Raw genomic sequence first — 23,209 nt, forward strand, 5'->3', positions numbered from 1 at the left:
AGGGACCTAGCGCCCTCGCACGTTCTCGACAACCAGCTGGTGCAGGATTTTCGCCGGTCCGCAGGCACTGTCACCGCGCAACTCGACCTCAGTGAACGCTTCGACCAACGCCGCGCGGGGTGGGAACCGGTTCCGCAGATTGCGCCGGGTGGCAAGTGCCCGCACTGCCGTCACGGCCGCCGGGTCGGTCTCGACCTTCGGCGACTGCTTCACCTTCGACCTCGAGTGATCAGACTTCCCCATCGACGCGATGTATCTGCTGGCACCGAGGGCGCAGTGATTTACCATGAGTGCCTCCACCGCATCAAGTAGCTGCACCCACCACACCATCAATAGTCGGTGCGGTCATGTACCAGATAGGTCATGATCGAGGACGCACCTGCTTGCCGGAGAGCCCCTATGGCGGGACGACTTCATACCTGTCTGGTGTCGACGCGCTCGAACAATGACGGTCTTCGCCTTACCGGCCGTTTGGGAGTGGCACGACAGAATCCCGTTCACTCAGGAACCTGCTTCAGCAGGAAGCAAGGGAGTACGAGCGTGAACGCTGATCTAGCCGAGGCGAAGTGGTTCAAGAGCAAACGCAGCTCAATGGGCAAGGACTGTGTAGAGGTCGCGTTCCTCGATGGAGGCCACGTTGGGATCGAGGACCGCGCAGCGCACACCTATTCGGCGTTCTCGCCCGCACTCCCGCCCGTATCCTCGCGCACAGGCCGCACAGGCCGCACTGGTCGAACTGGCGTCGCGACGGCAACACCGCGCTCGAACCGGTCACTACCAGCGACGATCACAACTCACACCATGATCACGAACTTCGGTCGGAATACCCACCATAGGTAAGACGTCCGACGCCGGTGCGAACCGTCACCCGAAGCTGCACGGGGACACCGCGGACACCTTCGACGTCACCCGAGCCTCCAAGGAGCACTTGTCCTTCGGCTACGGCGCCCACCACTGCTTGGGTGCCCCGCTTGCCCGGCTGGAGGCCACCGTCGCGCTGCCCGCCATCTTCGAGCGCTTTCCGAACATGCGGCTGGCCGTGGACCCGTCGGAGTTGAATACCGTGAACAGCTTCATCTCGAACGGACATGAAACACTGCCGGTGTACCTGAGAAGCCGTTGAGCGGAACGACGGGAGACGAGAGTCCGTGGTCTGCGGCTGAAGTTCGCCCAAGTGTCCTTCGGGGAGGTGTCGGCGACTGGTTGCGTCAGCCGGGGTCGTGGGTCGCGTGCAGCCATTCGTCGAGGGTGGCGAAGTCCGCGGCGGTGAGGCCATGGCGGGGATCGACGCGATGAAGTAGGGCTTGTCCTTGATGATGCGTGGACACCCAAGCGCGATCGGGGTCGGTGATCTCATCGTCGACCCACACGAATGAGCGCCCAGCTGCCCAATCGACCAGGGCACGGGTCTTCCAGTGCAGCCGGTCGTCCCCGTCCTCATCACAGGACTCCGGCCAGATCACCACTGGTAGCTCAGGCAAGCCGATCAGCGGTGAGATCCATTCGTTCGCGTCGGTCATCCATGTCGTTGCCCACACCAAATCGCATGGCAGCGATGCCAATTGAGGCCCGTGCTCGGGATCGAGTCTCACCAGAAGCGGGTTCGACGTGACCTGCCATGTTTCGAGGTGCAGCTGATGTCTCGGATACCCGTCCGGATACTGCTGCGGCGTCGCTCCGAACGGATGAGTGGTCCGTCGACATCAAGGAAGAGCAGTGGACGCTGCACAGAATCTGTCACCGTTGCACGATAGCGGCGCTGGTGCCTCGTTCAGGTAGGTTGCTGCAGTAGTTCGGGTCTCGGGTTGATTGTTGCTTGACAGAGCGCAGTAGCCCGCGCTGTGGCAGCGCGCTGCCCTGCAACAGCACGGCATGTGCCAAGTCCGGCACAATCTCACGATGCGCATGCTGATACTGGTGTTAGCGGTTTTCGGAGCTCTGGTGGGCTCGGGCAGCGCCGCCGCGGTCGCGTTGGTAGCCGAGCATGCTGCCGCCTCGACCTCCCCGAGCCCGACTCGACCAGTGCTCGTAGTGCCGCCGCAGTGGACCTCCGAGGAAGTCTGCGATCAGCCTGGCGACATGGTGGCCATCGCCTTCGAAGATCCGAAGCCGTGGCAGGAACGTAAACTGCCCGACACCGAAGTGCTGGCTGCGCTCGGCGCGGCCGCCGGGGTGCTGCTCGGGGTGCTGTTCGGGTATGGATTCGGCAGGACAGGATGGATCCTGCGCTGGGAGCATAGTGTGCCCGGTCAGGCAACCTTCGGTAGGTAATTCGCGTGCCGGATCTTGGAGCCGGCGGCGAAGTCGCGGATGGGTCCGGCGTGCTGGTTGCGCCAGCGGATGTAACCGCCGATAGCAGCGTCCTGTTCGTCGTGGCTGCGGTGGTCGGTGCCGCCCAGCGCGAAGTACCGCAACGTGGCGAACTCACACCATGAGCACGAACTTCGGTCGGAATACCCACCATAGGTAAGACGTCCGATACCTTCCGGTAGCCGTACCCGCTTAGGCTCGAACCGGGTAGTGGTGGGCTGCGATAGCAGCCGGAGGAGAAAGACAGTAAATGGTGCGGATGGGTAGTCGGCTGCGTGCGGCCGTGGGTCTATTGCTAGGTCTGGCGGCGCTGGTGCTGGTGCTGTCAGCGTGTACGACCAAAGAGTCCGACTCCGGGGCGCCGACGTCGAGCACAGTGGCCAAAACATCGACCACCGGAGCGAAAGTGGTGACGCCGACGAGTGCGGGCGCCGGTGCTGCACAAGGAAATCCGGGCGGGTCGCAAGGCGCGGGCGGATCGCAAGGCGCAGGCGGATCGCAAGGCGCAGGCGGATCCCAGCCAGGAGCCGCGCCCGGCACGGATGACTGCGACAGCACAGTCCAATGTGGCGTCCCCCCGGTCGGCGGCACCGACAACTGCGACAGCACAGTCGTATGCGGCGCCCCCCCGGTCGGCGGCATCGACCACTGCGACAGCACGGTCGTATGCGGCGAATTACCGAAGTGCACGGACCGGATCAACTATGCGGGCGATCCACGGTCGAACGCCGAGATCAACGCCCTGGGTGAGATGAATCTCGGCAAGTGCCCCGACCCGATTCCGCCCACGGCCACCACTTCGGCCGCGCCGCAGACGACCGCGACCACGTCAGCCGCGCCAACGACCACAGTGACCACTTCGTCTGCTGCCGAGACGACGGTCACCACAACGGCGAAGTAGCCGCTGGTACGCCTGCGGTCGCTGGACTTCACCCCAGCGGAAGCCCTCAGGCGTCCCGGATGGCGAGGTCAACCGCCACTGAGCTCGACAGGCAAGAAGCCGCCTCGGACGAACCGGGGCGGCTTCTTACATCAAGGCTGCGATACGCACAGAGTGGATGGCCTGCTAACTCGACTACTGCGGCGGCCAAGGGTTTTGGGGCGGGTAAGGGTTTACCGGCGGCTGCGGAGACCCGGACGTCGGGTACTGCCACTGGGCGGGAAATTGGGCCAGTGGCGCAGCTGGGGCTCGAGTCGAGTTCGCCGCAAGTACCACGGTGATCGTGGCCGCCAGCGCGGCGATCGTCGCGGGGATGAGCAGCCATCCCTGGTCCTCGAAGAGAAACGACAGTTCCAACCGGGATACCAACTCGAAGGAAGTGGTCGTCAGCAGCATGCCCGCACCGACGGTGGCAAGGGCTCGTAAGGCGGGGGTTCGAGCGCCCGCCCCGGTGAGCACGGCGACCGATGCGCCGATCGCGACGATGATCATGATCGCGAACAGAGCATCGGTCCAGTGGAATCCGTAGGTTGCCGCCAGCCGCCACCCTCCGGTGATGAGGCCGGCCAGCAGAATCAGTATCCCGGCCACCCGGTCGATACTCGCCCCCGCAGGGCTGTCGGGCCGTGTGTAACCGGGGCCCTGGGAGTACGGGTTGGTCGGCGGGTAGGCGGGGGGCGCGGCGTACGGGTTGGGCACGCCCATCGCTGGATTGCCTTGGAGTTGAGGGGGTTGCGGGTGCGGGGCCGGCTGGGCGTAGCCGCGATACGGGTCGGGCGGGGGCGGGATGGACACAGTGGGAACTCCTTGCCTGCCGACACTGATGCGGGGTGATCGAAGCATCCCCCGCCGCCACCTTATCGAAACCTGGGGCGTGCGGCCGAGGTCGCGATGTCAGGCCGCCGCCGCGCGCTCACCTTCCCCGGGCAACGAAGCCCCGCCGCTACAACCGGGGCTCATGCACCAACTCTGCGACAGCCGCAGCACTCCGAGCGACGAATGCCGTTGTTGCGAAGGCGAGCACGAGTAACCCGGCGCAGACATAGCTCGAGATGGCGATGCCACTCGACATCGCCGCGCGGGCGGCTTCGGCGACGCCGGCGGTCGCCGGATCGGCCGCGAGTGTGGGGATCGCTGATCCCGCACTCTCGGTCACGGCCGCGCTGAGCCGATCGGCATCCGGGCCCGGCACTCCGGCATCGCCGAGGCGGTCGCGCAGGCCGGATCCGAACGTTCCGAGGAACAGGGTGGTCAGCGCGGCGATGCCGAGTGCCGAACCCAGTTCCCTTGCCGTGCTCTGTATTCCGGAACCCTGACCGGAGAACTCGACCGGGACGTCGGCAAGCACGACATTGGTGACCTGCGCCGTCGCGAATCCGACACCGATGCCGTAGACGAACAGCGCGACAGCAATCGACCACCAGCTGCTGTCGGCAGCGGCCCACCACCCGAGCAGCACCAGCCCGGCGGCCTCGAGCAGCAGGCCGATTCGCACCTGCCCCAGTGCCGAAATCGCATTCGTCATCGAAAAACTCGCGCCGCTTGCACAGAAGCTACCCATGGCGAGCGGCACCAGTGCGAGGCCCGTTTGCAGAGCGCTGTAGTTCAGGGTGAACTGCAACCACAACGGCAGCACGGCGATGATGCCGAACTCCCCGAGCCCGACGATCAGCGTCACCACATTTCCTCTGCGGAACGAGCCGATCGCGAAAAGGCTCGTGTGCATGAGCGGTTCGGAGCCCGCGCGAGCAAGCGCGACCTGCCTACGCCAGAACACGAACAGCGTGAGCGCCGCGGCGACAAAGGCGACGAGAACAGGCGAAGGACCTGTGCGCCAGGCAAATCCACCGATGGTCAGCGGTTCGGTGACGACGAGCCAGCCATAGGCCCGACCCTCTATCAGCGCGAAGGCAATCAGGCCGAGTCCGATGGCCGAGAGCGCCGCGCCGGGCCAATCGACTCGACCGCGCATGCGTTGCGACGCAGGCAGATACACCACGACGCCCGCCATGATCAGCACCACCATCGGGATATTGATGCCGAATGCCCAACGCCAGCTGAAGTCCGCGAGCCAACCGCCGAGCAGCGGGCCGACCGCGGCGGCCGCGCCGATGGTGGACCCCCAGATCGCGAAGGCCTGGCCGCGCGCCTTCCCGGTGAACGTCGAGTTCACCAGGGCCAATGACGTCGGCAGGATCATTGCCCCGCCGATGCCCTGGAGAAACCGCGCCAGGATGAGCAGCTCGCCATTCGGTGCGGCGGCAGCGAACAGGCTCGTCACACCAAATATGAGCAGGCCGATGAGGAAAAGCTTCCGGGCCCCGTACAGATCGGACAGTCGTCCGGTGAGCAGCAGCAGGGCGGCGAAAACAATCGCGTAGGACTCCTGGATCCACTGGGCCTCGATCGAGGTGATCGAGAGGTCTTCGATGATCGGGGCGAGGATCACGTTCACGATCGTGAGGTCGACGACGATCAGAGCGACGCCGAGCGATACGGCGACCAGGCCCAACCACAGGCGCAGCGGAGGGGTGACGGTTTCGGTGGGCAATTTACCTCCATCATGAAGTAACTTTATGGTGAAGTTACTTTCGATGAGGGTAGGTTGTCAATCCAGGACCGGCAGAAACGGAGGTAGGCGCATGGGGCAGACGTCCGGCGACATTGCGTCGCAACGGCAACGGCTCGCGGAAGGGCTGATGGCCTATGGCGCGAGCTTCACCGAACTGGGCCGCCGCTTCGCCGAAGCCCTCGGCGTGCACACCACCGACGCCTTTGCACTCATGGACATCGCCGCCGCCGAAGAGGCCGGCGCACCCCTGTCGCCCGCACTGCTCGGCAAGCGCATCGCACTGTCCTCGGGAGCGATGACCGCCCTGCTGAATCGGCTGGAACAGGCCGGCTGCGTCATCCGCAGCCGCGAGCACACCGACCGACGGATTGTCACGCTGCGCTGCAGCCCACAGGCCAGGCAGCACGCCGACCAATTCTTCGGGCCCGTGAACGCCGAGCAGGACGCCATCCTGGCCGCGTACCCACCCGAACTCCTCGAGCAGTTCGATACGGTCCTCGCCGCGCTGCGCGGCACGATGGACGTCCAGCTCGCGCCGCCGGAGTCGTAGGGCCTCACCCAGTCCCGCGCCGCCGGTCACCTCGACGACAAGGTAGCCCCAGGGCGAGTAGGCCGAATAGCCGCAGCCACTGACGCCGACGCTGCTCGGTCAATTCGATTCCGCAGGAACAGAATACGAGTTCATGACCTTCGAAACCGACCACACCGGCATCACCATCGCCGCATTCGATACGAGTCTGGAATTCCTGCAGCGGGTGCTACCGACACGCTGACGAAACCTGGTGGAGATGGATAGCTGACGTCGGGAGCGAGGAGCCTGCGCGGCGTTTGTTGCCCGCAGCGGGTGCTTGCCTGGCGATCTCCGCTCCACGAGGATGGCGGGCGGCGGTGCGGCCGATCGAACCGCCGAGAGGAGTGGTCGTGGTGGCGAAGACGCGGTCGTGGTGGGGTTGGGGGAATGTCGAGGATGCCGTCGTCGGCGCGGAGCGGGAGGCGCTGACGAAGCGGGTCGCGGCGATCCTGCCCGGGACCGATCTCACCGTGCACGAGCCGCCCTCGGTCGAATCGCTGGAGCTGCCCGAACCGCGCGTCGCAGTGCCCGATTCGCTCGCCGGGCTCGCCTCGACAGACCACGCCGACCGCGCGGCGCACGCACACGGGCAGGCGTTTCGTGATGTGGTGCGCAATCTGATGGGCGATGTGCAGAACCCACCCGATGTGGTGGTTCGACCACGCAATGAGGCCGATATCGTCGACGTGCTCGACTGGGCGTCGCGAGCAAATGTCGCGGTCATCCCCTTCGGCGGCGGTACTTCTGTGGTCGGCGGGGTGGAGCCGAGGATCGGCGACCACGGCCGGAGCGTCGGGACGAACGGCGATCACGACTTCGCCGGTGCGATCAGCCTCGACCTCGCCGCACTCGATCAGGTACTCGAGATCGATCGCACCAGCCGGGCCGCGCGGATCCAGGCGGGGGTCTTCGGTCCGGCGTTGGAGGATCAGCTACGCGGCGCGGATCTGACGCTGCGACACTTTCCGCAGTCCTTCGAGTTCTCGACACTCGGCGGCTGGCTGGCCACCAGGGCCGGTGGACATTTCGCGACCCTCTACACCCACATCGACGACCTGACCGAGTCGATGCGGGTGGTGACGCCGTCGGGCATCAGCGAATCGCGGCGGCTGCCGGGCTCGGGTGCGGGCCCGTCCCCCGATCGGATGTTCCTCGGATCCGAAGGCTCGCTCGGCGTCATCACCGAGGCATGGATGCGTCTGCAAGACCGGCCGCGGTGGCGTGCAACGGCTTCGGTGCACTTCGACGACTACGGCGCCGCGGTCGCCGCCACCCGCGCGATCGCCCAGTCCGGTCTGTATCCCACCAATTGCCGGTTGCTCGACCCGGCCGAAGCATTCCTCAACGCGGGCGCGGCGACCAGCGGCGGAGTACTGGTGCTCGGCTTCGAATCCGCCGATCACCCCACGCGAACCTGGATGGAACGCGCGCTGGAACTGGTCGCCGACCACGGCGGCACGCTCCCCGAGCCCGCGCGCTACACCGAGTCGACGGGCCATCAGGACGGGGCGGCCGCGGCGGACACCTGGCGCTCGTCGTTCCTGCGGATGCCCTACCAGCGCGACGCGCTCGCCGCCCAGTCGATGATCACCGAAACCTTCGAAACCGCCTGTACCTGGGACAAATTCGACAACCTGAAGACAACGGTAACCGAGGCAGCCAACGAAGCCATCCGATCCGTCGGCGCGACCGGCGTGGTGACCTGCCGCTTCACCCACGTATACCCGGACGGTCCCGCGCCGTATTTCGGCATCTACGCCGCAGGACGCTGGGGCAGCACCCTCGCCCAATGGGATGACATCAAATCCGCTGTCTCCGAAGCACTCTCAGCCACAGGCGGCACCATCACCCATCACCACGCGGTCGGCCGCGATCACCGCCCCTGGTACGACCGGCAACGCCCCGACCCGTTCGCGCATGCCTTGCGGGCAGCCAAGTCCGCGCTGGACCCCGCAGGCATCCTCAATCCAGGCGTGCTTATCTGACACATCACCGAGCGCGCACGTCGAACGACCACCCAATTCCGCTGCCTTCCAAGGACTTACCGGGCAGCGCTCGCCAGTCGGGTGACCTGCACCGGGCTGGACATCACACTCGTCTGGCTGTTCGCGTGCGACTGTGACATCCAGGGTGCCCTATCCGACCCGCGCCGTCTCGCGGGCGAGGATGCGGGCGCGTTGTTCTTCGAACCGGATGACGTCGCGAGCGAGTTTTTCGAGGTATTCGCCGAGTTCTTCGCAGCTGCGTTCGCCGCGTGCGGTGAAGTCGGTGCGCTCGAGGACGTTCCATATTTTCAGGACCGGTAGCACGACCTCGTCCTGGTGCTGGCGCAGGTCGTAGATCCCGTGCTTCACCATCAACACGCCATTGCGACGCCAGTTCGGCATGCCGGCGCCGGGCATAACGAACGTCTTCACGATCTTGGTCACCGATTCCATTGTCTGATCAGGTGCGATGTCGAATGCGGCACCGGTGATGTTGCGGTAGAACATCATGTGCAGATTCTCGTCGGCGGCAATGCGTTTGAGCATCCCTTCGGCGATCGGATCGTCGCAGACTCGTCCGGTGCTGCGGTGGCTGACCCGGGTGGCCAACTCCTGGAAAGTTACATACGCGACCTGATCGAGCACACCGCGGAAGTCCTCCGGCGCGTGTACACCGCGGGTCAAATGCACCATCCGGTCGTTCTCCAAGGCGACGGGATCGACTGCGCGGGTGCACACGAGGTAGTCACGCATGGCGATGGCGTGGCGGTTTTCCTCGGCGGTCCAGCGGCCGACCCAGGTGCCCCACGCACCGCTGCGAGCGAAGTTCTCGGCGATCACACGGTGGTAGGAAGGCAAGTTGTCCTCGGTGAGCAGATTCGTGATCATCGCGACTTTGGCGACCTCCGAAAGCCGTGACTGCTCGGGATCCCAATCGTGACCACCCATTGCTGCGAAGTTGCGGCCCTCGTCCCAGGGAACAAAATCATGCGGATGCCAGTCCTTGGCGGTGGCCAAATGCCGGTCAACATTGGCCGCGACAGTCGGCTCCAGCTCCGTCAGAAGCTCGAGTTGCGTCAAATCCTTTGCCATGCAGCGCCTTTCGATTCGGTGGAAATGACCACGGAACGTACCGCTGTTCACGCATAACTAACTGTGCGGCCTCGCCGCACCCACACCCTAGACGTCGCGATCGGTTTGCTGCGTCAGATCCGGCCCCATTTATCGAGTGACCGACCGAAGGGAGCGCCTAGCTCGGAATCAAACATCCACTCGTGCCACGATCCGCATCTCGTCGCCATGGGTAGTGCGGTGGCTCGATGTGGTGCGCAAGGGCGACGCAAGCGCCCGCCGTGATGGTCGATGGCATGACCGCACATCCTCGCCCGCCGCACAGGTTTACCGCCGGGGTGCGTTCTGCGCAGCTGGACCCTGGCGGGTGAGTTAGTCGCGGTGAGCTGGACCGAGACCAGGATGAACTCCGGGCTGGAGGCCGTTCGCCACCGAAGTCTGTTGCAGGAGCTCGGTCAGCGTCGCGCGCTGGGCCGGGTCGAGTGCACGCAGGATTTCGGCGTCCAGTGCGGCGACGATCCGCTCGGCCTGTGCGATCACCTTGTGTCCGGCCGGCTGTAGGTACACCGCGTGGGCCCGGCGGTCTGTCGGATGCTTGCGCCGCTCGACGAGGCCACGCTTCTCCAGCTCGTCGACCAGGCCGACCATCACGTTGCGGTGAATGTGCAGCACCTCGCAGAGCTGTTGCTGCGACTGGCCGTCGTTCGCGCTGAGCATGCGCAGCATGCCGGAGTGCCGCGGGCTGATGCCGAGGGGGGCCAGGAGTTCGGTGTACCGGTTGGTGACATGGAATCCGAGCTGTCCGAGCAGGAACGCAGGGTGCTCGGACATCGGCACGAGGATCGGATCGGCGTCAGTCACCAACCAAGCATAAACGGCAATTAAGGCACCCAGATTGATTGCCCTATTGATTGATAATCACTTCAGGTGCATAGTTTGGGGAGCGCACCCGCACCGAAGAAGAGAGCTCCCATGGACACCGACATCTCCCCCGACGCAGACTCCCCACCGACCCTCGACCCACGCCGCTGGATCGCCTTCGCCGTCGTGCTGGCCGCGGGGTTCATGGATCTGCTGGACGTCACCATCGTCAACGTCGCCGCGCCGAGCATCCAGACCGATCTCAGGGCGGAGTACTCGCACATCGAATGGATCATCGCGGCCTACGTCCTGGCTTTCGCCGCCGTACTCATCACCGGCGGGCGCCTCGGCGACATCTACGGCCGCAAACGCATCTTCCTGATCGGCATGGCCGGATTCACCCTGGCCTCGGCCGCCTGCGGGCTCAGCTCGGACCCGACCATGCTCATCACCTCGCGATTCGTGCAGGGCGCGATGGCAGGGCTGATGGTGCCGCAGATCCTCGCGATCATCCGAGCCACCTTCCCGGAACACGAACGCGCCAAGGCGATCGCGGTATACAGCGGCGTCGGCGGATCGGCGTCGGCGGTCGGCCTCTCACTCGGCGGGCTGCTGGTGCAGTGGGACGTCTTCGATCTGGCCTGGCGGCCCATCTTCCTGGTCAACATCCCGGTCGGCATTGCCGCGCTGGTCGCGGCGAGCGTTGTCATGCGGGATTCCCGCTCCGCCACCCCGCCGCGGCTCGATCTGGTCGGGATGGCGCTCGCCATCTCCGCAGTACTGCTACTCGCCTACCCGCTGACCGAAGGACGTCAGTTGAATTGGCCTGCTTGGACTTTCGTCATGATGGGTGCGGCGGCGGTGGTCTTCGGGCTATTCGTCGCCTACGAGCGGCGGCGGGCGCGGACCGTCGGATCGCCGCTGATCGATCTCGAGCTGTTCCGGTCACGTCCGTTCGCCATCGGCCTCGCGAGCTGGCTGCTGTTCTGGATCGGACTCGGCGGCTTCTTCCTGGTGTGGACGCTGTTCATGCAGGCGGGCCTCGGCTGGTCGCCGATGCGGGCCGGATTGACGGCGGTGTGCTTCGCAGTCGGCGCAGGCACCGGCGTCGGCGTCGGCGTGGGTGTGCTCGCACCGCGATTCGGGCGCCGGGCGCTCATCGCCGGCGGTCTGGTCAATGCCGGTGGATTCGGGCTCTACGGAGGGATGGCCGCGCACTACGGTGCGTCGATTACCTCATGGCAGATGGTGATTCCACTGATCATCATCGGTATCGGGTTCGGGATGGTGGTCGCGCCCACGATCGATCTACTGCTCGGCCAGGTGCCTGCGCGCGAGGCGGGCTCGGCGTCGGGTCTGCTCAATACCGGCCAGCAGCTCGGCACCGCCCTCGGCGTCGCACTGGTCGGCGTGGTGTTCTTCGGTCAGCTGGACCATGATTCGGCGCGCGGAGTCGAGGCAGTCACTCCGCAGGTGCGCGCCGAGCTCGGCACGATGGGATTGCCGCAGCCGGCGCAGGACGAGATTCTCGCCAATTTCCTGGCCTGCGTGCAGGATCGGTCTGCCGAGGTCGATCCGACTGTGGTTCCCGACAGCTGCCGCAGCGGCTCCGCACCGGGCAATGACGGCGTGACACAAGTACTCACCCGAGCCGGAGTGGAGGCCAACGCGGTGAACTTCGCCAACACCTTCGAATACACGCTCTGGTACGGCATCGCCATCTTGGCCCTGATGTGCCTCGGCTTCTTCGCCCTACCCAAGGACGCTCGGCTGAAGCAGCACGAACTCGATACCGAATCAACGGATCTCACACCGGCAGGAGTCTGACATGAAAATACTGGCCATCGGACGCGGACAGGACGTGGTGAACACGGCGGTCGCGGTGTTCCAGTCTCACGGCTACGCGGCCGTCGGGACCATCGCCGATGACGAAGCACTCGATGCACTCGGCACCGACGAGATCACCCACCTGATCATCGGCGGTGGGGTGGAGCCCGATTCGCGAGAGGAGCTGAAGAAGCATGCGGCCGCGCATGGCGTCACCGTGCACGAAGCCGTACGCAATGGGCGCGGCATCGAGGGTTACCTCGAAGAGGTGGTGCTTCCGTCACTGCATAGGTGACGGAATCGACTGAGCTGGGACCGGGAGGAAGTCGATGTGGCCGGATCGTTGATTATGTGGGTCGACAATCAAAAGTACTGCCTATCAGAGGCTTTCCGACATGGAAATGTCCGTGTCGCGCGCTGTCGACGTGGTTTCCTGATAGTCATTCAGGCCAACACTTTTGAGCGATACTTGATGTGACCGGACAGATACGCAGGAAGATGCCGTCGTGATAGTCCTCCGCGTCGCCGAGGTCGACTCCGGACGCCAGGACAACTGCCATGGCACCCATGTTCCATGCCTGGAGCCGAGATCTGTCTTCGCCGGCGGGGATGGTGCGGACCGGGTCGCCGAGTTCTTGGCGGACGAGCGCCGCGAGCCGGTCGAACTCGCCGTCCCAATCAGCGTGAGTCACATCCAGCTGCGTGGTCCAGGGATCGTCGAAGTAGCAATCTTCGTCGTCGTACTCCTCGCCGGGTTCTGGGTCCCTGCCGTATGACGGCCACTTCAGGGCGCATAGCAGTTGGACGTAGGACTCCTGGCCGGGTTGCGGGGGGTAGTCGAGCTCGAGCCGCCATACCGGAGGGTCGTGGTACAACTTGGGCGAGTGGGGGATAAACCAGTGTGGTTTGTCGACTCCACCCCATTCGAAGTTCAGCTCGCCGTTGCTCCAACGATGCGCCCAGCCGTTTTCGACCAAGGCATTTTCGAACATCTCTTGTTCGTCCCAGCAACTCGCGAGACGGACCATCACGCGCACCGACTCGAGGTCTACAGGAAGTGTATGCATGATCATCGACACGACCGAACTATAGCCATCATGACGGCCGACAGCCCTGGCCGATACCTAAGGGCATCCGCGACGCAGCGGGCGCGCCGCCATGCGCGCTCCGATCACCCGTGAAAGAAGCCTACTCAACTATGGATCTCGAAGCGATCGCGGCGGCCTACCGGCAGCTCGACGGCACCTAGTCAGGACAACACTCGCCGGCCATCTTCGAGGCCGCTGGGCAGATGCGCAGAAAGATGCCGTCGTAATAGAAGTGCGAGACGATGTCGGCGCCTGATATCAAGACCACGGCCATGTCGGCCACATGCCACGCCTCGAGTCGGGAGCCGTCCGATCCGACGAGGCAGTGCTGACGCACAAATGCCCGACGTCCTCCCTTACCGACAGGGAGACGTCGGGCATTGTTTTGCAGCTCTTCAGCTTTCGACTGCGGCCTTCCACATCTTGCTGCGCAGGTCACGGCCGCGGACGACCTGAATTCGCCACGGTGACAGCCGAAGTATGTGCAGCTTCGGGTCATCGATGCCCTGCCAGAAGTTGCCGAGCGGGTAGCCTGCGCCTTTCGGGCTGGTTTGCTCGTACAGGTCCCAGACGTGCTGCCTGGTCGCGAGGTCGTCGAGCGGCACCCAGTCGGCCAGGGCATCGGCATGCACCTGATTCTGCTTCCTGGTCCAGTACGCGAAGGTCGTGTGCGGGTTGGCGGCCAAGTGCGCCTCCTTGACCGGCGTCCGGTAGGTGGCCAGCCAGCCGACGGGGTTCCCGTCGACGATCTCCCACACCGGGATCAGGACCCTGGAACGTGGGCGGCCCTTGCCGTCGACGGTGACCATGGTGGCGTAGACGATGTCGCCGATGTAGGTCTCGAACTCGTCGCGGATTTCGTGGAAAGACTTCACCGAGGTGGTCATTTCGAAAGCTCCCTTCAGACCTGTGCGAGTTGGGTTGATGCGGAATACGTGGCCGGTTCGTCGGCGGCGTTACGACGCAGACCGAATGCGGCGACCAGCCCGGCGACGGCCGCGGCGACCACCGGCACGATCAATGCTGTTCGCACCGCCTCGATTCCGGACTGACCCGCCGTGACGGCCGCGACCTCGACCGCCGTCACCGCCGAGATACCGAGCGCGAAACCGAACTGGAATGCGGTGTACAGCAGGCCACTTGCCAGCCCCTGGTCCTCCTCCGCGATGCCGTCGGTGCCCGCGATGGTGAGCGGACCGTAGACGAGAGCGAAGGCAACGCCGAGCAGCAGCATGGCCGGGAACATGGCCGCGTAGGCCCGGTCGATATCGGTCGGCAGGAAGAAGGCGTAGGCGATCGCGGCGAGCACGACACCGCCGAAAACCACTCGCGCATTGCCGAATCGGTCCACCAGGCGTGGTGTCAGCACCGGCGCGAGCACCGCGTCGACGCCGATCACCGCCATGGCGAGACCGGTCTGCACCGTCGACCAGCCGCGCAGTTCCTGGAAGTACAGCGTGGCGAGGAACTGGAAGCCCGCGAAGGAACCGACGAACAGCAGCGCGACCACATTGGTGCGCACCAGGGCTCCCGAACGCAGGATGCCGAGCCGAACCAGCGGGTTCGCGGTGCGACGCTCGTTGACCACGAACAGCGCGAGCAACAGCAGCCCTGCCGCGAAAACCATGGCGGTCAGCGCCGGGCCGTCACCGGGATGCTCCAGCCGGACCACACCGTAGACGAGCAACAGCATCGCGCCGGTGACGCTGAACGCGCCGAGCAGATCGAATCCGCCCCGAACCCGTTCCGGCACACCGGAATCCCACACCAGCGGAATCGCCGCCGCCAGGATCAACGCGGACAGCACAACCGGTGCGAAGAACACCCAGCGCCAGCCGAGCGCGGTGAGCAGCCCGCCGACGACCATGCCGAGCGAGAAGCCGCCCGCCGCGATACCCGCATACACCAGCAGCGCCTTGTTCCGCGCAGGTCCCTCGGCGAAGTTGGTGGTGATCAGCGACAGTCCGGCAGGCGCCATGAACGCGGCGGCCACTCCGGTCACGAAGCGTGCCGTCAGCAGCATCCAGCCCTCGGTTGCGAAGCCGCCGAGTCCGGAGAACAGCAGGAACACCGTCAGCCAGAACAGGAACATGCGCCGCCGCCCGAGCAGATCGGCGGCGCGGCCGCCGAGCAGCATGAACCCGCCGTAACCGAGGACGTACGCGGAGACGACCCCGCTCAGCATCCCGGTGGACAGGCCGAGATCGGACCGGATCGACGGCAACGCCACATTGAGCATCGCCACGTCGATGCCCTCCAAGAAGATCGCGCCGCACAGCACCGCGAGCACTGCCCAGGTACGGCCGGACATCTCGGTGAAGACCTCGGCGGGTCTCGATTCCAACATCGAACGACTCCCAACAGACGCGGTTACCGATAGTGAGGTCGGTTCCCTCTTGATACCGACCATGAGTCTTCGGCAGAATCGGTAACCATGGAAGACGGCACTTTGAAGTCACCCGGTTACTGCGGGGATACCGAGGAGGACTACGACGTTCTCCAGTGGGACACTCGCGTCGACTGCGAGGTCAGGCAGATCCTCGACCGCGTGGCCGACAAATGGTCGCTGCTGGTGATCGCCCTGCTCGACCAGCGCAGCCTGCGTTTCACCGAATTGAAGCGCAAGATCGACGGCGTCAGCCAGCGCATGCTCACCCGCACGCTGCGGCATCTGGAACGCGACGGACTTGTCGAGCGGACGGTCTATCCGACGGTCCCGCCACGGGTGGACTACGCCCTGACCCCGTTGGGCGTCAGCCTGCACGCCACCATCAAGGCTCTGGTCGTCTGGACGGAGGGCCACCAGAACGAAATCGCTTCCGCCCGTGATGCTTACGACCGCCGCAGTGCCGAAGAGGAAGCCCTGCAAACCGTGTGACCGGCCTCGATATCCTGATCATCGGCCGCAGCCGACGCACTGTGGACACTGCCACCAAACAGCTTCGATCGCTCGGTTTCACCGCGCACGGCGTGATCACGGACGACGAAACCGTCACCGTGCTGGATGCGCGTGAGGTCACCACGCTGTTGATCGGCGGCGATGTGCAGCGGGAATCGCGTGCACTGTTGAAACAGCGGGCGCGGCATGCGTCGGCGTCCCCGGCATCATCGACCAGATCCTCACCGCAGCACCGCCGCTTTCGCGCGTAGTCGTTGTCGGTGTTCGGTATGGACACTGTCCACGCGCTCACCTAGGCAATGACCTTCGCGACAGCACCCAATGCCACCAACGCCATGCTGTACGGAACGTAACATTCAGCGGCTCTCACCCGAAGATCACCTGACACTGAAGGAGGTTCCATGAAGAAGACTGTTGTTGCCGCCGCACGAGTCGCGACCGCTGGCTTTTCGGGTCTGGCCGCTGTAGCAATTATCGGCTCCGGCGCTGCCCAAGCGGCGCCGCAGGATTGCATCGTCGAGCGAGATCTTTCCGGTGCGTCGGCGACGTGCCAACCCGACGGAGGAAGCAGCTACGTCTTGCACGTCGACTGCTTCGGCCTCTATGCCAGCGGGCCGTTCCCCCTCTACGGTGTCGGTTCCTATCCTGTACTCAGCTACCCCTTCACACCGGCAGGCCAGCGCATCACCACGGGCTGCACGGGTATGGGTCCCGGCGTCATCGCCGTGACCACCAACGCTTACGTCGAGATCTATCGCGGCTAGTGGTGTTGAGGCCGTAGAGGGAGTTCACTCCGGTACTACCAGGCGAACTCACCATCGCCGCCCTCATCCTATGACTGCGATGACTTGCAGGACACGGCCTAGTACTCCAGCAGCACTTAGTTATATAAGGAGTGTCGTCGCTGGTAGTGGGCTTGTTTGGCCCGGTATTGGTGGCGTCGGCGCCAGATCGACCAGTGCCAGATCTGTTCGAGGGTCTTGGTAGTGGTGATCAGGTGTGCCAGAAGACGTCGGACTTCACCGAATGTGAGTGAGATGAGGCCGCTGCCAACACTTTTGGGGAGATAGCGGCGGTGACTGCGAGGTAGGTGTGGGCGAGCATCGCGAGGGTGACGTGGCGGTACCAGGCGTCGTAGCGGCGGACCTGGTATTGGTCGAGCCCGACCTCGGTCTTGGCGGTTTGGAAGCAGTCCTCCACGGCCCAACGTGCCCCGGCCACTCGGATCAGTTCGTCGTCGGTGGTGCCGGTAGGTGCGCAGCACAGGTGGTAGGCGATTTCCAGCTCACCTTTAGTGTTCGGTGTCAAGGCGCGCCGCGCCAGCACCCAGCGGCTCCAGCCCGGCGCGGTGGTGTCGTGGTAGGTGGGAAGGGTGGCCACGGCCCAGTCGAACAGGCGTGGCCCCTTGGCGCCCTCGCCGCAGCTTCGGCGTTTCCACGCCTGTGAAGGTGCTTGTGCGACAAGGTAATCCGCGCGCGTGCTGCCCGCGGTGACGGGGATGGTCTGACTGCACGGCACCGCCACCACATAGCCGATGCGGCGGTTTTCGAGCCAGGACCGGAACTTCGAGTCCCCGCCGTATGCCTCATCGGCGGTCACCCACCGCGCCGGCACCCCGGCATCGAGCGCGCGAGCGAGCATCTGCTTCGCCAATGTTGCCTTGGTGGCGAACTCGACTTCGTCGGGTACGCCGGCCGTACGGCAGCGTTGCCGGTCCTCGGTCCACGACTTGGGCAGATACAACTCCCCGTCGATCAGCGTGCGCCCTTTTCCGGTGGTGTAAGCACAGAACACACCCAGCTGACAGTTCTCGATCCGCCCTGCCGTTCCGGAGTATTGGCGTTGCACCCCAACCGATTTCACGCCCTTCTTGAGGAAACCCGTCTCGTCCACGACTAGCACGCCATCCCGATCGCCGAGGTGCTCGACGGCATACGCGCGCACATCATCACGCACCCCGCCGACATCCCACGCCGCTCTGTTCAGCAGCCGCTGCATCCCGTCCGGAGTCCCGTCACCAGCGGCTTCGGCCAACGTCCACCCATTCTTACCCGCCAACGGCGCCAGCAGCCCCCGCACATACGCCCGCGCCCGCAACCTCGGCTCGGCCCGATAAAACCGCCCCGCCACCCGCCCGAACAGATCATCCAGCCCAGCCACCCACGCAGCCAGATCCTCATCGATCACCACAACGAAAGAGGTTACCGCACAATATAACTAAGTGCTGCTGGAGTACTAGGCCGAAGCGACCCAACCGAGCCGACTCGAGCTAACGCAGCTCAGCGGAGTCGACTCGGTCGACTCGCTCAGCCGAGGTGGCGGTCACGGTCGGCCTGGCGGTCGAGCCAGGACGCGGGCGCGGCGTCGGCGCTGGGATATGCCAGGGCTGTTCGGCCGTGTTCGAGGTAGAGCGGGCGGTCCTCCAGGCGGGCACGGAAGGCGTGCCACAGCCGGCGCGCCAGCCGGGGCACGACGAAGTCGTCGAGGGTGTCCACGCGAACCCATTGCCAACGGTCGAACTCGCCCGGCTGCAACTCGACCGCCTTCTCGTCGCCGAGGACGCCGCAGTCGAATATGTAGACAATCTTGTCGCCGTCGTCGGCACTCGGCGCCCAGTCGTGCACGAGGAGTCGCTGTGCGGGGCGGTCGATGCCGAGTTCTTCGCGAATCTCGCGGCGGCACGCGGCGGCGGGCGATTCGCCGGACTCGACATAGCCGCCAGGAATCTGCCAGCCACCGCCGTCGGTGGTGTGCACGAGCAACACTTCCTCGCCGCGCACGAACAGGCCGCCCGCGGCCAGCCGCACCTGGGCAAATGAATCCTCGACGCTGTCCATCATCGACTCACGACCTTCGGTTGCGGACCGGGACGGGCACGACCCTTCCACTTCTACACCGCCGCCAACCGGTCGTACAGAGAACAGCCATCAGGAGTCCGCATCCACGAGGGCGGGCGAGGGCATCCACAGCTCACCTGCCATCCCGTGGTTCTCATGCAACCGTTCAACCGGACCAGCTACCTGAGCAGGTCCCGATACGCAACGTCCGACGGCCACCCACGGCGGGCGCGACCATCCACAGCTCACCTACCATCCCGTGGTTCTCATTCAGCCGTTCAACGGGACCAGCTACCTGAGCAGGACCCAGTACGCACTGTCCGGACCCGCGGCGACCACGGCGGGCGCGGGCGTCTACACCTCACGCGCCGTCTCATGGATCCTCACGCGGCCGCGAGCACCGCGTTCAACTGGGCGGTGACCTGGGCCAGGACTCGGCCCGCGGTGTCCAGATCCGCGGCCGGGATGTCGGCGTAGGCCTGTTGCATCGCGGCCTCGATATCCGAGCGGACCGCGCCGAAGCGGAGGCGACCGAGATCGGTGACACGAACAGTCGTCGAGTCCTGGTCGATCAGACCCTCGACGGTCAGTTCGGCGAGGGTGGTTCGGACCGTGTCGATATCGGTCTTCAGAGCGCCGGTCAGCCGACCGATGAGCTGCTCGAGCGGAACCTGGTCGCCCGCCGTGGTGGCGACGTGAGGCCGACCCACTGGTGGTAGGTCATGCCGGGGCTCCGCAGAATTTCGTCGAGCATCGCGCGGTGTGCGTTCTCCGCCTGGCCGAGGACCTGCGGGTTCAGTGTGACGACGGTAGCCATTCAGCTCGACAGAAGGTCGAGAATGCCCTCCGCGCTGCGGGCCACGGTGAGGCAGGCCGTGATGGTCAACTGATCGGCGAGTGGATGCTTGGCTCGGGTGCGCCATTTGCGGACGGCCGCGACGGCGTGCGCGCGCTGCTGCTCCAGCGAGGTGTCGATCGGGAGACCGAGGCGCAGGTGCGGTGCGACGCCGGATCCACCGATCAGTCGATGGAGTTCGGCGAGATCGTCTGCGGGAAGGGTCAATTCGTCGGTGCGCAGGCGGCCGAGGAGACGCAGCTCGGCGAAGCCGTGCACGTCGGCGAGTAGGGTGCGCACTCGGGGCAGCAGCTGTTCGGCCGCGACGCCGGGGTAGGCGGTGAGTACGCGAGCCAAGACGGTCAGGGCGGAATGCGCCTTGAGTTGGTCGGCGCGCTGGCCGAATTGGACGTCCAGCACCGAACGCAATTCATCGACGCCACTGCGGCTGGTCAATTCCGCTGCCAGCGTCGTCGAATCACGGACGCCGAGCCGAATCAGGGTGATGGCCATCCGGATTCCGAACATGCCGAACCGCTCGGCCAGTTGCGCGCGCAGCCCCGGTGACACCGGAAGCGCGATATCGGCGCGCGCGAAGCGATCCGCCGAGAGCAGCGCGGCGCTCAACTCGTCGACCGGAACACCCGCCAACGCGTCGAAGGCCGCGAAGTCCTGCTGACGCAGCGTCGCGGCGGCGAACGCAAGCAGTCCGGCGACCGGAATCACCGCCTGGCACAAGCCGGTTCGCTCCAGCTCGCCGGCGAAGCGCACCGCGACATCGCGGGCGGAATGCAATGCATCGATCCGGCCCGCCCCGATCTCATCGGCCCGCGAGACGACGCCGACAACGCCGAGCGGACCGGACACTCCCGAATCGCCCGCCGCACCAGCTCCGACCTGCTCGAGGAACCGAATATCGGCGGCATCGAGCCTGCGCAGCAGATACACCACCGCATCCGCACCGGGAATGGCGATGTTCTCCGGGGTGTCCAGCCCGGCGTCGCCCGGCGTCAGCAGCCGCGCGGTCCGCTGCGACACCTCCCGCGACAACGACGAAGTGCCCGGCGTATCGATGATCGTGGTGTGCGCGAGCGCAGCCGAGGGCCATTCGACCTCGAGATGGTCCACCTCCCGCGGCGCGGGCGCGTTCCAGGTCAAGCGGTCCAGGTCGAAGGTCAGCCCGTGGGCTCCACCGCCGCGCCGCACCACCACATTCGCCCGGGCGCCATCGGAGGCATGCGCGGTCACACTCGGTGTCGAGCCGTACCGATACCAGGTGACCACCCGCGTGCACTCGGTGGCATCGGTCGGCGCGATGTCCTGTCCGACAAGGGAATTGAGCAGCGTCGACTTGCCCGCTTTCAGCGAGCCCGCCAGCGCGACACGCAATGGCTGATCCAGTCGGCGCGCGCAGTCGGCGAGCAACGCGCGCGGGTGCGGTTCACCGGCGAACGCCTGACGGGCCGCGCCGACCAGCTGACGGGCCTCGGCGACGATCCCGGGGGCCATCCGGGCATCGATTCTCATCGGCCCACCGTACCGACCTGCCCTTCCAACGGCGCGACACGCTCGATCACCCGTATGGTCTGCATGGCATCCGCATAGCGCCGCAGCTCCGCGACCACCCGCAGCTGCCGCTCGAGCACCGTGCACCGCTCGGCGCGCCGCGTGGTTTCCATCGTCGCCGCCTCCTGCGCCGCGCGCAGCGAATCGTCGATCGAGCGCAGGCTGCGCTCGGCGACGCCGGTGTAGTGGTCGCGCAGGGCCCGATGGATGCGGTGCAGCCGGTCCTTGGATTCCTTGCCTGCCTGGAAGGCGACATCGTCGACGAACCGCCGGACCGCGATCTTCGCCTCGTTCCGCCTGCGCGCCATCCTGGCCTGCTTGTCATCACGGAAAGCCTTGCCGCCGACCAGCAGACCCGCGCCGAGCGAGAGCGGGTTGAGCAACGCAAGCCCGGCGAAGGTGCTGGCGAGACCGACCATCAGCACACCGCCATAGGAGCCGCGCATTCCGACGAGCAGTTTGCTGCCGAGGCCGATGTCGGGCTCCAGGTCGGCGAGGGTGCCCGATCCGGCGCGGCTCTCGTCGGTGTTGAGGCCGGGGTGCACGTCGGGCAGGTCGACGGCACCGATTTCGGTGAAATGTTCGGCGACCTGCTCGGCGAGTTGCACCGCGCGGGCATGCGTCCACAGCAGGTTGTCTCCGAGTGCGGTATCGATGGTGCCCGTGAGCCATTCGGCGATCCGGCCCCAATGTCTGCCGGGATCATGGGCGTCGATCCACTCCTCACCGGTTCTGGCGATAGTGCGCAACCGATCACGCAGATCATGATCGACATCGCCGGCCAGGTCGGTGATTCCGTCGGCGAGTGTCAGCTGCCATGCCGCGGTGCGGCGGTGCAGGTCCTCGGCCGCAGTCCTGGCCGACTGCAATTCGCGCACGGCCGCAGCGCCCTGCTCGGGATCGCGCAGTGCGACCAGTTCGCTGCCCAGCGCGAGCGCCAAATGTTCTGCGGCCGACTGGATGTCGCGCGCTACCGCGAGGCGGGTCGCGGCCACATCGCGGGCAACCACCTGCTCACGCAGGAACCGATAGAGCACGCCGAAGCCGGATTCGATGCCGAGCTGCTGATCCTGCAACCGCATGGCGTGGCTGCGCAGCACCGCGGAGACCGGGATCATCGGCACGTCGAGCCGTGCCGACTCCAGGTGGCGAAGGTCGGCCTCGTGCACCTGCCGCCAATGCGGGTACAGGTCGGTTTTGGTGAGCAGGAGCGCGACCGTCGGGCACAGTTCGCGCACCTGACGCACAAAGGCGAGCTCCGGCTCGGTCAGCTCGGTCGAGGCGTCCGAGAGCACCAGCACCGCGTCGGCGGCGGGCACCATGCCGAGCACACTTGCCGCATAAGAACTTCCGTGCCCGCCGACCCCGGGGGTGTCCACCAGCACGATGCCGTCGGCGAGCAGCGGGTTCGGCACTTGAATCTCCAGACGGAGAATCCGGCGTCCCTCGGCCAGCGGTGATCGTGCGGTGATCGTGCCGATCTCGTCGACCGGCACCGGGATTCGTGCCTCCTGCCCACCGCTGTGACCTGTGACGACCAGCTCGGCACGTGGTTCGGGCCCGTGGGAAAGGACGGTCGTCACCGCGGTGGTCGCATCATCGCCCACCGGGCAGATATCGAGGTTCAACAGTGCGTTGACGAACCGACTCTTGCCCTGACCGAGCTGTCCGGCAATGACGATGCGCCGCCGCGGATCACGGACCCGATCGGCCGCCACTTCCAGGCGGCCGACCAGGTCGGTGCGACCCGCGGCGCGCGCCGCGGCGATGGTTTCACCGAGTACCGAAAGCAGCGGTACCGCCGGTGGTTTTGCCTGTGGTGCGGGTGTCCCCATCGCGTTATCGCT

26 protein-coding genes are annotated in these 23,209 nt (G+C 65.6%); 11 read left to right on the forward strand and 15 right to left on the reverse strand.

Annotation, left to right across the window (positions count from 1 at the left end; all coding sequences use genetic code 11):
- Positions 1-6: 6 nt before the first annotated feature.
- Positions 7-213: a hypothetical protein gene (locus OHA42_RS02840; protein ID WP_406234315.1), complete on the reverse strand. Its 207-nt coding sequence runs from the start codon at positions 211-213 to the stop codon at positions 7-9.
- 378 nt (positions 214-591) lie between these two features.
- On the opposite strand from OHA42_RS02840, the gene OHA42_RS02845 reads away from it, so the two are divergent.
- Complete coding sequence (locus OHA42_RS02845; RefSeq protein WP_406239025.1) at positions 592-840, forward strand: hypothetical protein; 249 nt, start codon at positions 592-594, stop codon at positions 838-840.
- An 88-nt stretch (positions 841-928) separates the two neighbouring features.
- Positions 929-1,123: a cytochrome P450 gene (locus OHA42_RS02850; RefSeq protein WP_406234317.1), complete on the forward strand. Its 195-nt coding sequence runs from the start codon at positions 929-931 to the stop codon at positions 1,121-1,123.
- 85 nt (positions 1,124-1,208) lie between these two features.
- On the opposite strand, the gene OHA42_RS02855 is transcribed toward OHA42_RS02850, so the two are convergent.
- Positions 1,209-1,520 (reverse strand): hypothetical protein, encoded by a 312-nt coding sequence (locus OHA42_RS02855; protein ID WP_406234318.1) that lies wholly within the window; start codon positions 1,518-1,520, stop codon positions 1,209-1,211.
- Positions 1,521-1,899: 379 nt separating this feature from the next.
- On the opposite strand from OHA42_RS02855, the gene OHA42_RS02860 reads away from it, so the two are divergent.
- Positions 1,900-2,271 (forward strand): hypothetical protein, encoded by a 372-nt coding sequence (locus OHA42_RS02860; protein ID WP_406234320.1) that lies wholly within the window; start codon positions 1,900-1,902, stop codon positions 2,269-2,271.
- On the opposite strand, the gene OHA42_RS02865 is transcribed toward OHA42_RS02860, so the two are convergent.
- Positions 2,250-2,414, reverse strand: a complete 165-nt coding sequence (locus OHA42_RS02865; protein WP_406234321.1) for a hypothetical protein — start codon at positions 2,412-2,414, stop codon at positions 2,250-2,252. The two genes, OHA42_RS02860 and OHA42_RS02865, sit on opposite strands and share 22 nt — an antisense overlap.
- Positions 2,415-2,560: 146 nt before the next feature.
- Between OHA42_RS02865 and OHA42_RS02870 the strand changes: the two genes are divergently transcribed.
- On the forward strand, positions 2,561-3,211 hold the full coding sequence (locus OHA42_RS02870) for a hypothetical protein (RefSeq protein WP_406234323.1): 651 nt from the start codon (positions 2,561-2,563) through the stop codon (positions 3,209-3,211).
- Positions 3,212-3,385: 174 nt separating this feature from the next.
- On the opposite strand, the gene OHA42_RS02875 is transcribed toward OHA42_RS02870, so the two are convergent.
- Positions 3,386-4,045: a hypothetical protein gene (locus OHA42_RS02875; protein ID WP_406234325.1), complete on the reverse strand. Its 660-nt coding sequence runs from the start codon at positions 4,043-4,045 to the stop codon at positions 3,386-3,388.
- A 148-nt stretch (positions 4,046-4,193) separates the two neighbouring features.
- Positions 4,194-5,801 carry an MFS transporter gene (locus OHA42_RS02880; protein WP_406234327.1) on the reverse strand — a complete coding sequence of 536 codons (1,608 nt, stop codon included), beginning with the start codon at positions 5,799-5,801 and terminating at the stop codon, positions 4,194-4,196.
- Between the two features lie 91 nt (positions 5,802-5,892).
- Here OHA42_RS02880 and OHA42_RS02885 point away from each other — a divergent pair, with 91 nt between their 5' ends.
- Both OHA42_RS02885 and OHA42_RS02890 read left to right on the forward strand, forming a co-directional pair.
- Complete coding sequence (locus tag OHA42_RS02885) at positions 5,893-6,372, forward strand: MarR family winged helix-turn-helix transcriptional regulator (protein WP_406234329.1); 480 nt, start codon at positions 5,893-5,895, stop codon at positions 6,370-6,372.
- A gap of 374 nt (positions 6,373-6,746) precedes the next feature.
- Positions 6,747-8,378: an FAD-binding oxidoreductase gene (locus OHA42_RS02890; RefSeq protein ID WP_406239027.1), complete on the forward strand. Its 1,632-nt coding sequence runs from the start codon at positions 6,747-6,749 to the stop codon at positions 8,376-8,378.
- Positions 8,379-8,528: 150 nt separating this feature from the next.
- Here OHA42_RS02890 and OHA42_RS02895 read toward each other — a convergent pair whose 3' ends face one another.
- Both OHA42_RS02895 and OHA42_RS02900 read right to left on the reverse strand, forming a co-directional pair.
- A complete protein-coding gene (locus tag OHA42_RS02895) occupies positions 8,529-9,470 on the reverse strand; it encodes an acyl-ACP desaturase (protein WP_406234331.1) in 942 nt (313 codons plus the stop codon).
- A gap of 351 nt (positions 9,471-9,821) precedes the next feature.
- Positions 9,822-10,310, reverse strand: coding sequence for a MarR family winged helix-turn-helix transcriptional regulator (locus tag OHA42_RS02900; RefSeq protein WP_406234333.1), 489 nt, complete (start codon positions 10,308-10,310; stop codon positions 9,822-9,824).
- Positions 10,311-10,421: 111 nt separating this feature from the next.
- Between OHA42_RS02900 and OHA42_RS02905 the strand changes: the two genes are divergently transcribed.
- Together OHA42_RS02905 and OHA42_RS02910 are read left to right on the forward strand one after the other, a co-directional pair.
- The gene (locus OHA42_RS02905; RefSeq protein ID WP_406234335.1) at positions 10,422-12,137 is read left to right on the forward strand and encodes an MFS transporter; all 1,716 of its coding nucleotides are present in this window, start codon (positions 10,422-10,424) and stop codon (positions 12,135-12,137) included.
- 1 nt (position 12,138) lies between these two features.
- Positions 12,139-12,432, forward strand: coding sequence for a hypothetical protein (locus tag OHA42_RS02910; protein ID WP_406234336.1), 294 nt, complete (start codon positions 12,139-12,141; stop codon positions 12,430-12,432).
- 145 nt (positions 12,433-12,577) lie between these two features.
- Here the strand turns inward: OHA42_RS02910 and OHA42_RS02915 are convergent, their stop codons facing one another.
- The 3 genes from OHA42_RS02915 to OHA42_RS02925 all read right to left on the reverse strand — a co-directional run bounded on the left by OHA42_RS02915 (position 12,578) and on the right by OHA42_RS02925 (position 15,572).
- Positions 12,578-13,204 (reverse strand): hypothetical protein, encoded by a 627-nt coding sequence (locus OHA42_RS02915; RefSeq protein ID WP_406234338.1) that lies wholly within the window; start codon positions 13,202-13,204, stop codon positions 12,578-12,580.
- Positions 13,205-13,620: 416 nt separating this feature from the next.
- Positions 13,621-14,112, reverse strand: coding sequence for a pyridoxamine 5'-phosphate oxidase family protein (locus tag OHA42_RS02920; RefSeq protein WP_406234340.1), 492 nt, complete (start codon positions 14,110-14,112; stop codon positions 13,621-13,623).
- A gap of 14 nt (positions 14,113-14,126) precedes the next feature.
- Positions 14,127-15,572, reverse strand: a complete 1,446-nt coding sequence (locus OHA42_RS02925) for an MFS transporter (protein ID WP_406234342.1) — start codon at positions 15,570-15,572, stop codon at positions 14,127-14,129.
- Positions 15,573-15,659: 87 nt separating this feature from the next.
- Here OHA42_RS02925 and OHA42_RS02930 point away from each other — a divergent pair, with 87 nt between their 5' ends.
- The 3 genes from OHA42_RS02930 (at position 15,660) to OHA42_RS02940 (ending at position 16,888) form a co-directional block, all read left to right on the forward strand.
- Positions 15,660-16,103: a winged helix-turn-helix transcriptional regulator gene (locus OHA42_RS02930; RefSeq protein WP_378686947.1), complete on the forward strand. Its 444-nt coding sequence runs from the start codon at positions 15,660-15,662 to the stop codon at positions 16,101-16,103.
- Entirely contained in the window at positions 16,100-16,375 is a 276-nt protein-coding gene (locus OHA42_RS02935) for a hypothetical protein (protein ID WP_406234345.1), read from the forward strand. The genes OHA42_RS02930 and OHA42_RS02935 overlap by 4 nt, the downstream gene beginning before the upstream one ends.
- A 150-nt stretch (positions 16,376-16,525) precedes the next feature.
- Positions 16,526-16,888 (forward strand): hypothetical protein, encoded by a 363-nt coding sequence (locus OHA42_RS02940; protein ID WP_406234347.1) that lies wholly within the window; start codon positions 16,526-16,528, stop codon positions 16,886-16,888.
- Between the two features lie 229 nt (positions 16,889-17,117).
- Here OHA42_RS02940 and OHA42_RS02945 read toward each other — a convergent pair whose 3' ends face one another.
- The 5 genes from OHA42_RS02945 to OHA42_RS02965 form a co-directional block, all read right to left on the reverse strand.
- The gene (locus OHA42_RS02945; RefSeq protein ID WP_406239029.1) at positions 17,118-18,308 is read right to left on the reverse strand and encodes an IS701 family transposase; all 1,191 of its coding nucleotides are present in this window, start codon (positions 18,306-18,308) and stop codon (positions 17,118-17,120) included.
- Positions 18,309-18,430: 122 nt separating this feature from the next.
- Entirely contained in the window at positions 18,431-18,964 is a 534-nt protein-coding gene (locus tag OHA42_RS02950; RefSeq protein WP_406234349.1) for an NUDIX domain-containing protein, read from the reverse strand.
- Between the two features lie 380 nt (positions 18,965-19,344).
- On the reverse strand, positions 19,345-19,671 hold the full coding sequence (locus OHA42_RS02955; protein WP_406234351.1) for a hypothetical protein: 327 nt from the start codon (positions 19,669-19,671) through the stop codon (positions 19,345-19,347).
- A 107-nt stretch (positions 19,672-19,778) separates the two neighbouring features.
- Positions 19,779-21,305 (reverse strand): dynamin family protein, encoded by a 1,527-nt coding sequence (locus tag OHA42_RS02960; protein WP_406239031.1) that lies wholly within the window; start codon positions 21,303-21,305, stop codon positions 19,779-19,781.
- Between the two features lie 14 nt (positions 21,306-21,319).
- Positions 21,320-23,197, reverse strand: coding sequence for a dynamin family protein (locus OHA42_RS02965; protein WP_406234352.1), 1,878 nt, complete (start codon positions 23,195-23,197; stop codon positions 21,320-21,322).
- Positions 23,198-23,209 lie beyond the last annotated feature (12 nt).

This window comes from Nocardia sp. NBC_01009, from assembly GCF_045208035.1.
Classification (GTDB): domain Bacteria; phylum Actinomycetota; class Actinomycetes; order Mycobacteriales; family Mycobacteriaceae; genus Nocardia.

Bases quoted from the DNA above. Each gene is read 5' to 3' on its own strand.
- OHA42_RS02845 (WP_406239025.1), top strand. From the start codon at position 592: ATGGGCAAGGACTGTGTAGAGGTCGCGTTCCTCGATGGAGGCCACGTT.
- OHA42_RS02855 (WP_406234318.1), bottom strand. From the start codon at position 1,520: ATGACCGACGCGAACGAATGGATCTCACCGCTGATCGGCTTGCCTGAG.
- OHA42_RS02860 (WP_406234320.1), top strand. From the start codon at position 1,900: ATGCGCATGCTGATACTGGTGTTAGCGGTTTTCGGAGCTCTGGTGGGC.
- OHA42_RS02870 (WP_406234323.1), top strand. From the start codon at position 2,561: ATGGTGCGGATGGGTAGTCGGCTGCGTGCGGCCGTGGGTCTATTGCTA.
- OHA42_RS02885 (WP_406234329.1), top strand. From the start codon at position 5,893: ATGGGGCAGACGTCCGGCGACATTGCGTCGCAACGGCAACGGCTCGCG.
- OHA42_RS02895 (WP_406234331.1), bottom strand. From the start codon at position 9,470: ATGGCAAAGGATTTGACGCAACTCGAGCTTCTGACGGAGCTGGAGCCG.
- OHA42_RS02905 (WP_406234335.1), top strand. From the start codon at position 10,422: ATGGACACCGACATCTCCCCCGACGCAGACTCCCCACCGACCCTCGAC.
- OHA42_RS02910 (WP_406234336.1), top strand. From the start codon at position 12,139: ATGAAAATACTGGCCATCGGACGCGGACAGGACGTGGTGAACACGGCG.
- OHA42_RS02915 (WP_406234338.1), bottom strand. From the start codon at position 13,204: ATGCATACACTTCCTGTAGACCTCGAGTCGGTGCGCGTGATGGTCCGT.
- OHA42_RS02920 (WP_406234340.1), bottom strand. From the start codon at position 14,112: ATGACCACCTCGGTGAAGTCTTTCCACGAAATCCGCGACGAGTTCGAG.
- OHA42_RS02925 (WP_406234342.1), bottom strand. From the start codon at position 15,572: ATGTTGGAATCGAGACCCGCCGAGGTCTTCACCGAGATGTCCGGCCGT.
- OHA42_RS02930 (WP_378686947.1), top strand. From the start codon at position 15,660: ATGGAAGACGGCACTTTGAAGTCACCCGGTTACTGCGGGGATACCGAG.
- OHA42_RS02940 (WP_406234347.1), top strand. From the start codon at position 16,526: ATGAAGAAGACTGTTGTTGCCGCCGCACGAGTCGCGACCGCTGGCTTT.
- OHA42_RS02950 (WP_406234349.1), bottom strand. From the start codon at position 18,964: ATGATGGACAGCGTCGAGGATTCATTTGCCCAGGTGCGGCTGGCCGCG.
- OHA42_RS02960 (WP_406239031.1), bottom strand. From the start codon at position 21,305: ATGGCCCCCGGGATCGTCGCCGAGGCCCGTCAGCTGGTCGGCGCGGCC.
- OHA42_RS02965 (WP_406234352.1), bottom strand. From the start codon at position 23,197: ATGGGGACACCCGCACCACAGGCAAAACCACCGGCGGTACCGCTGCTT.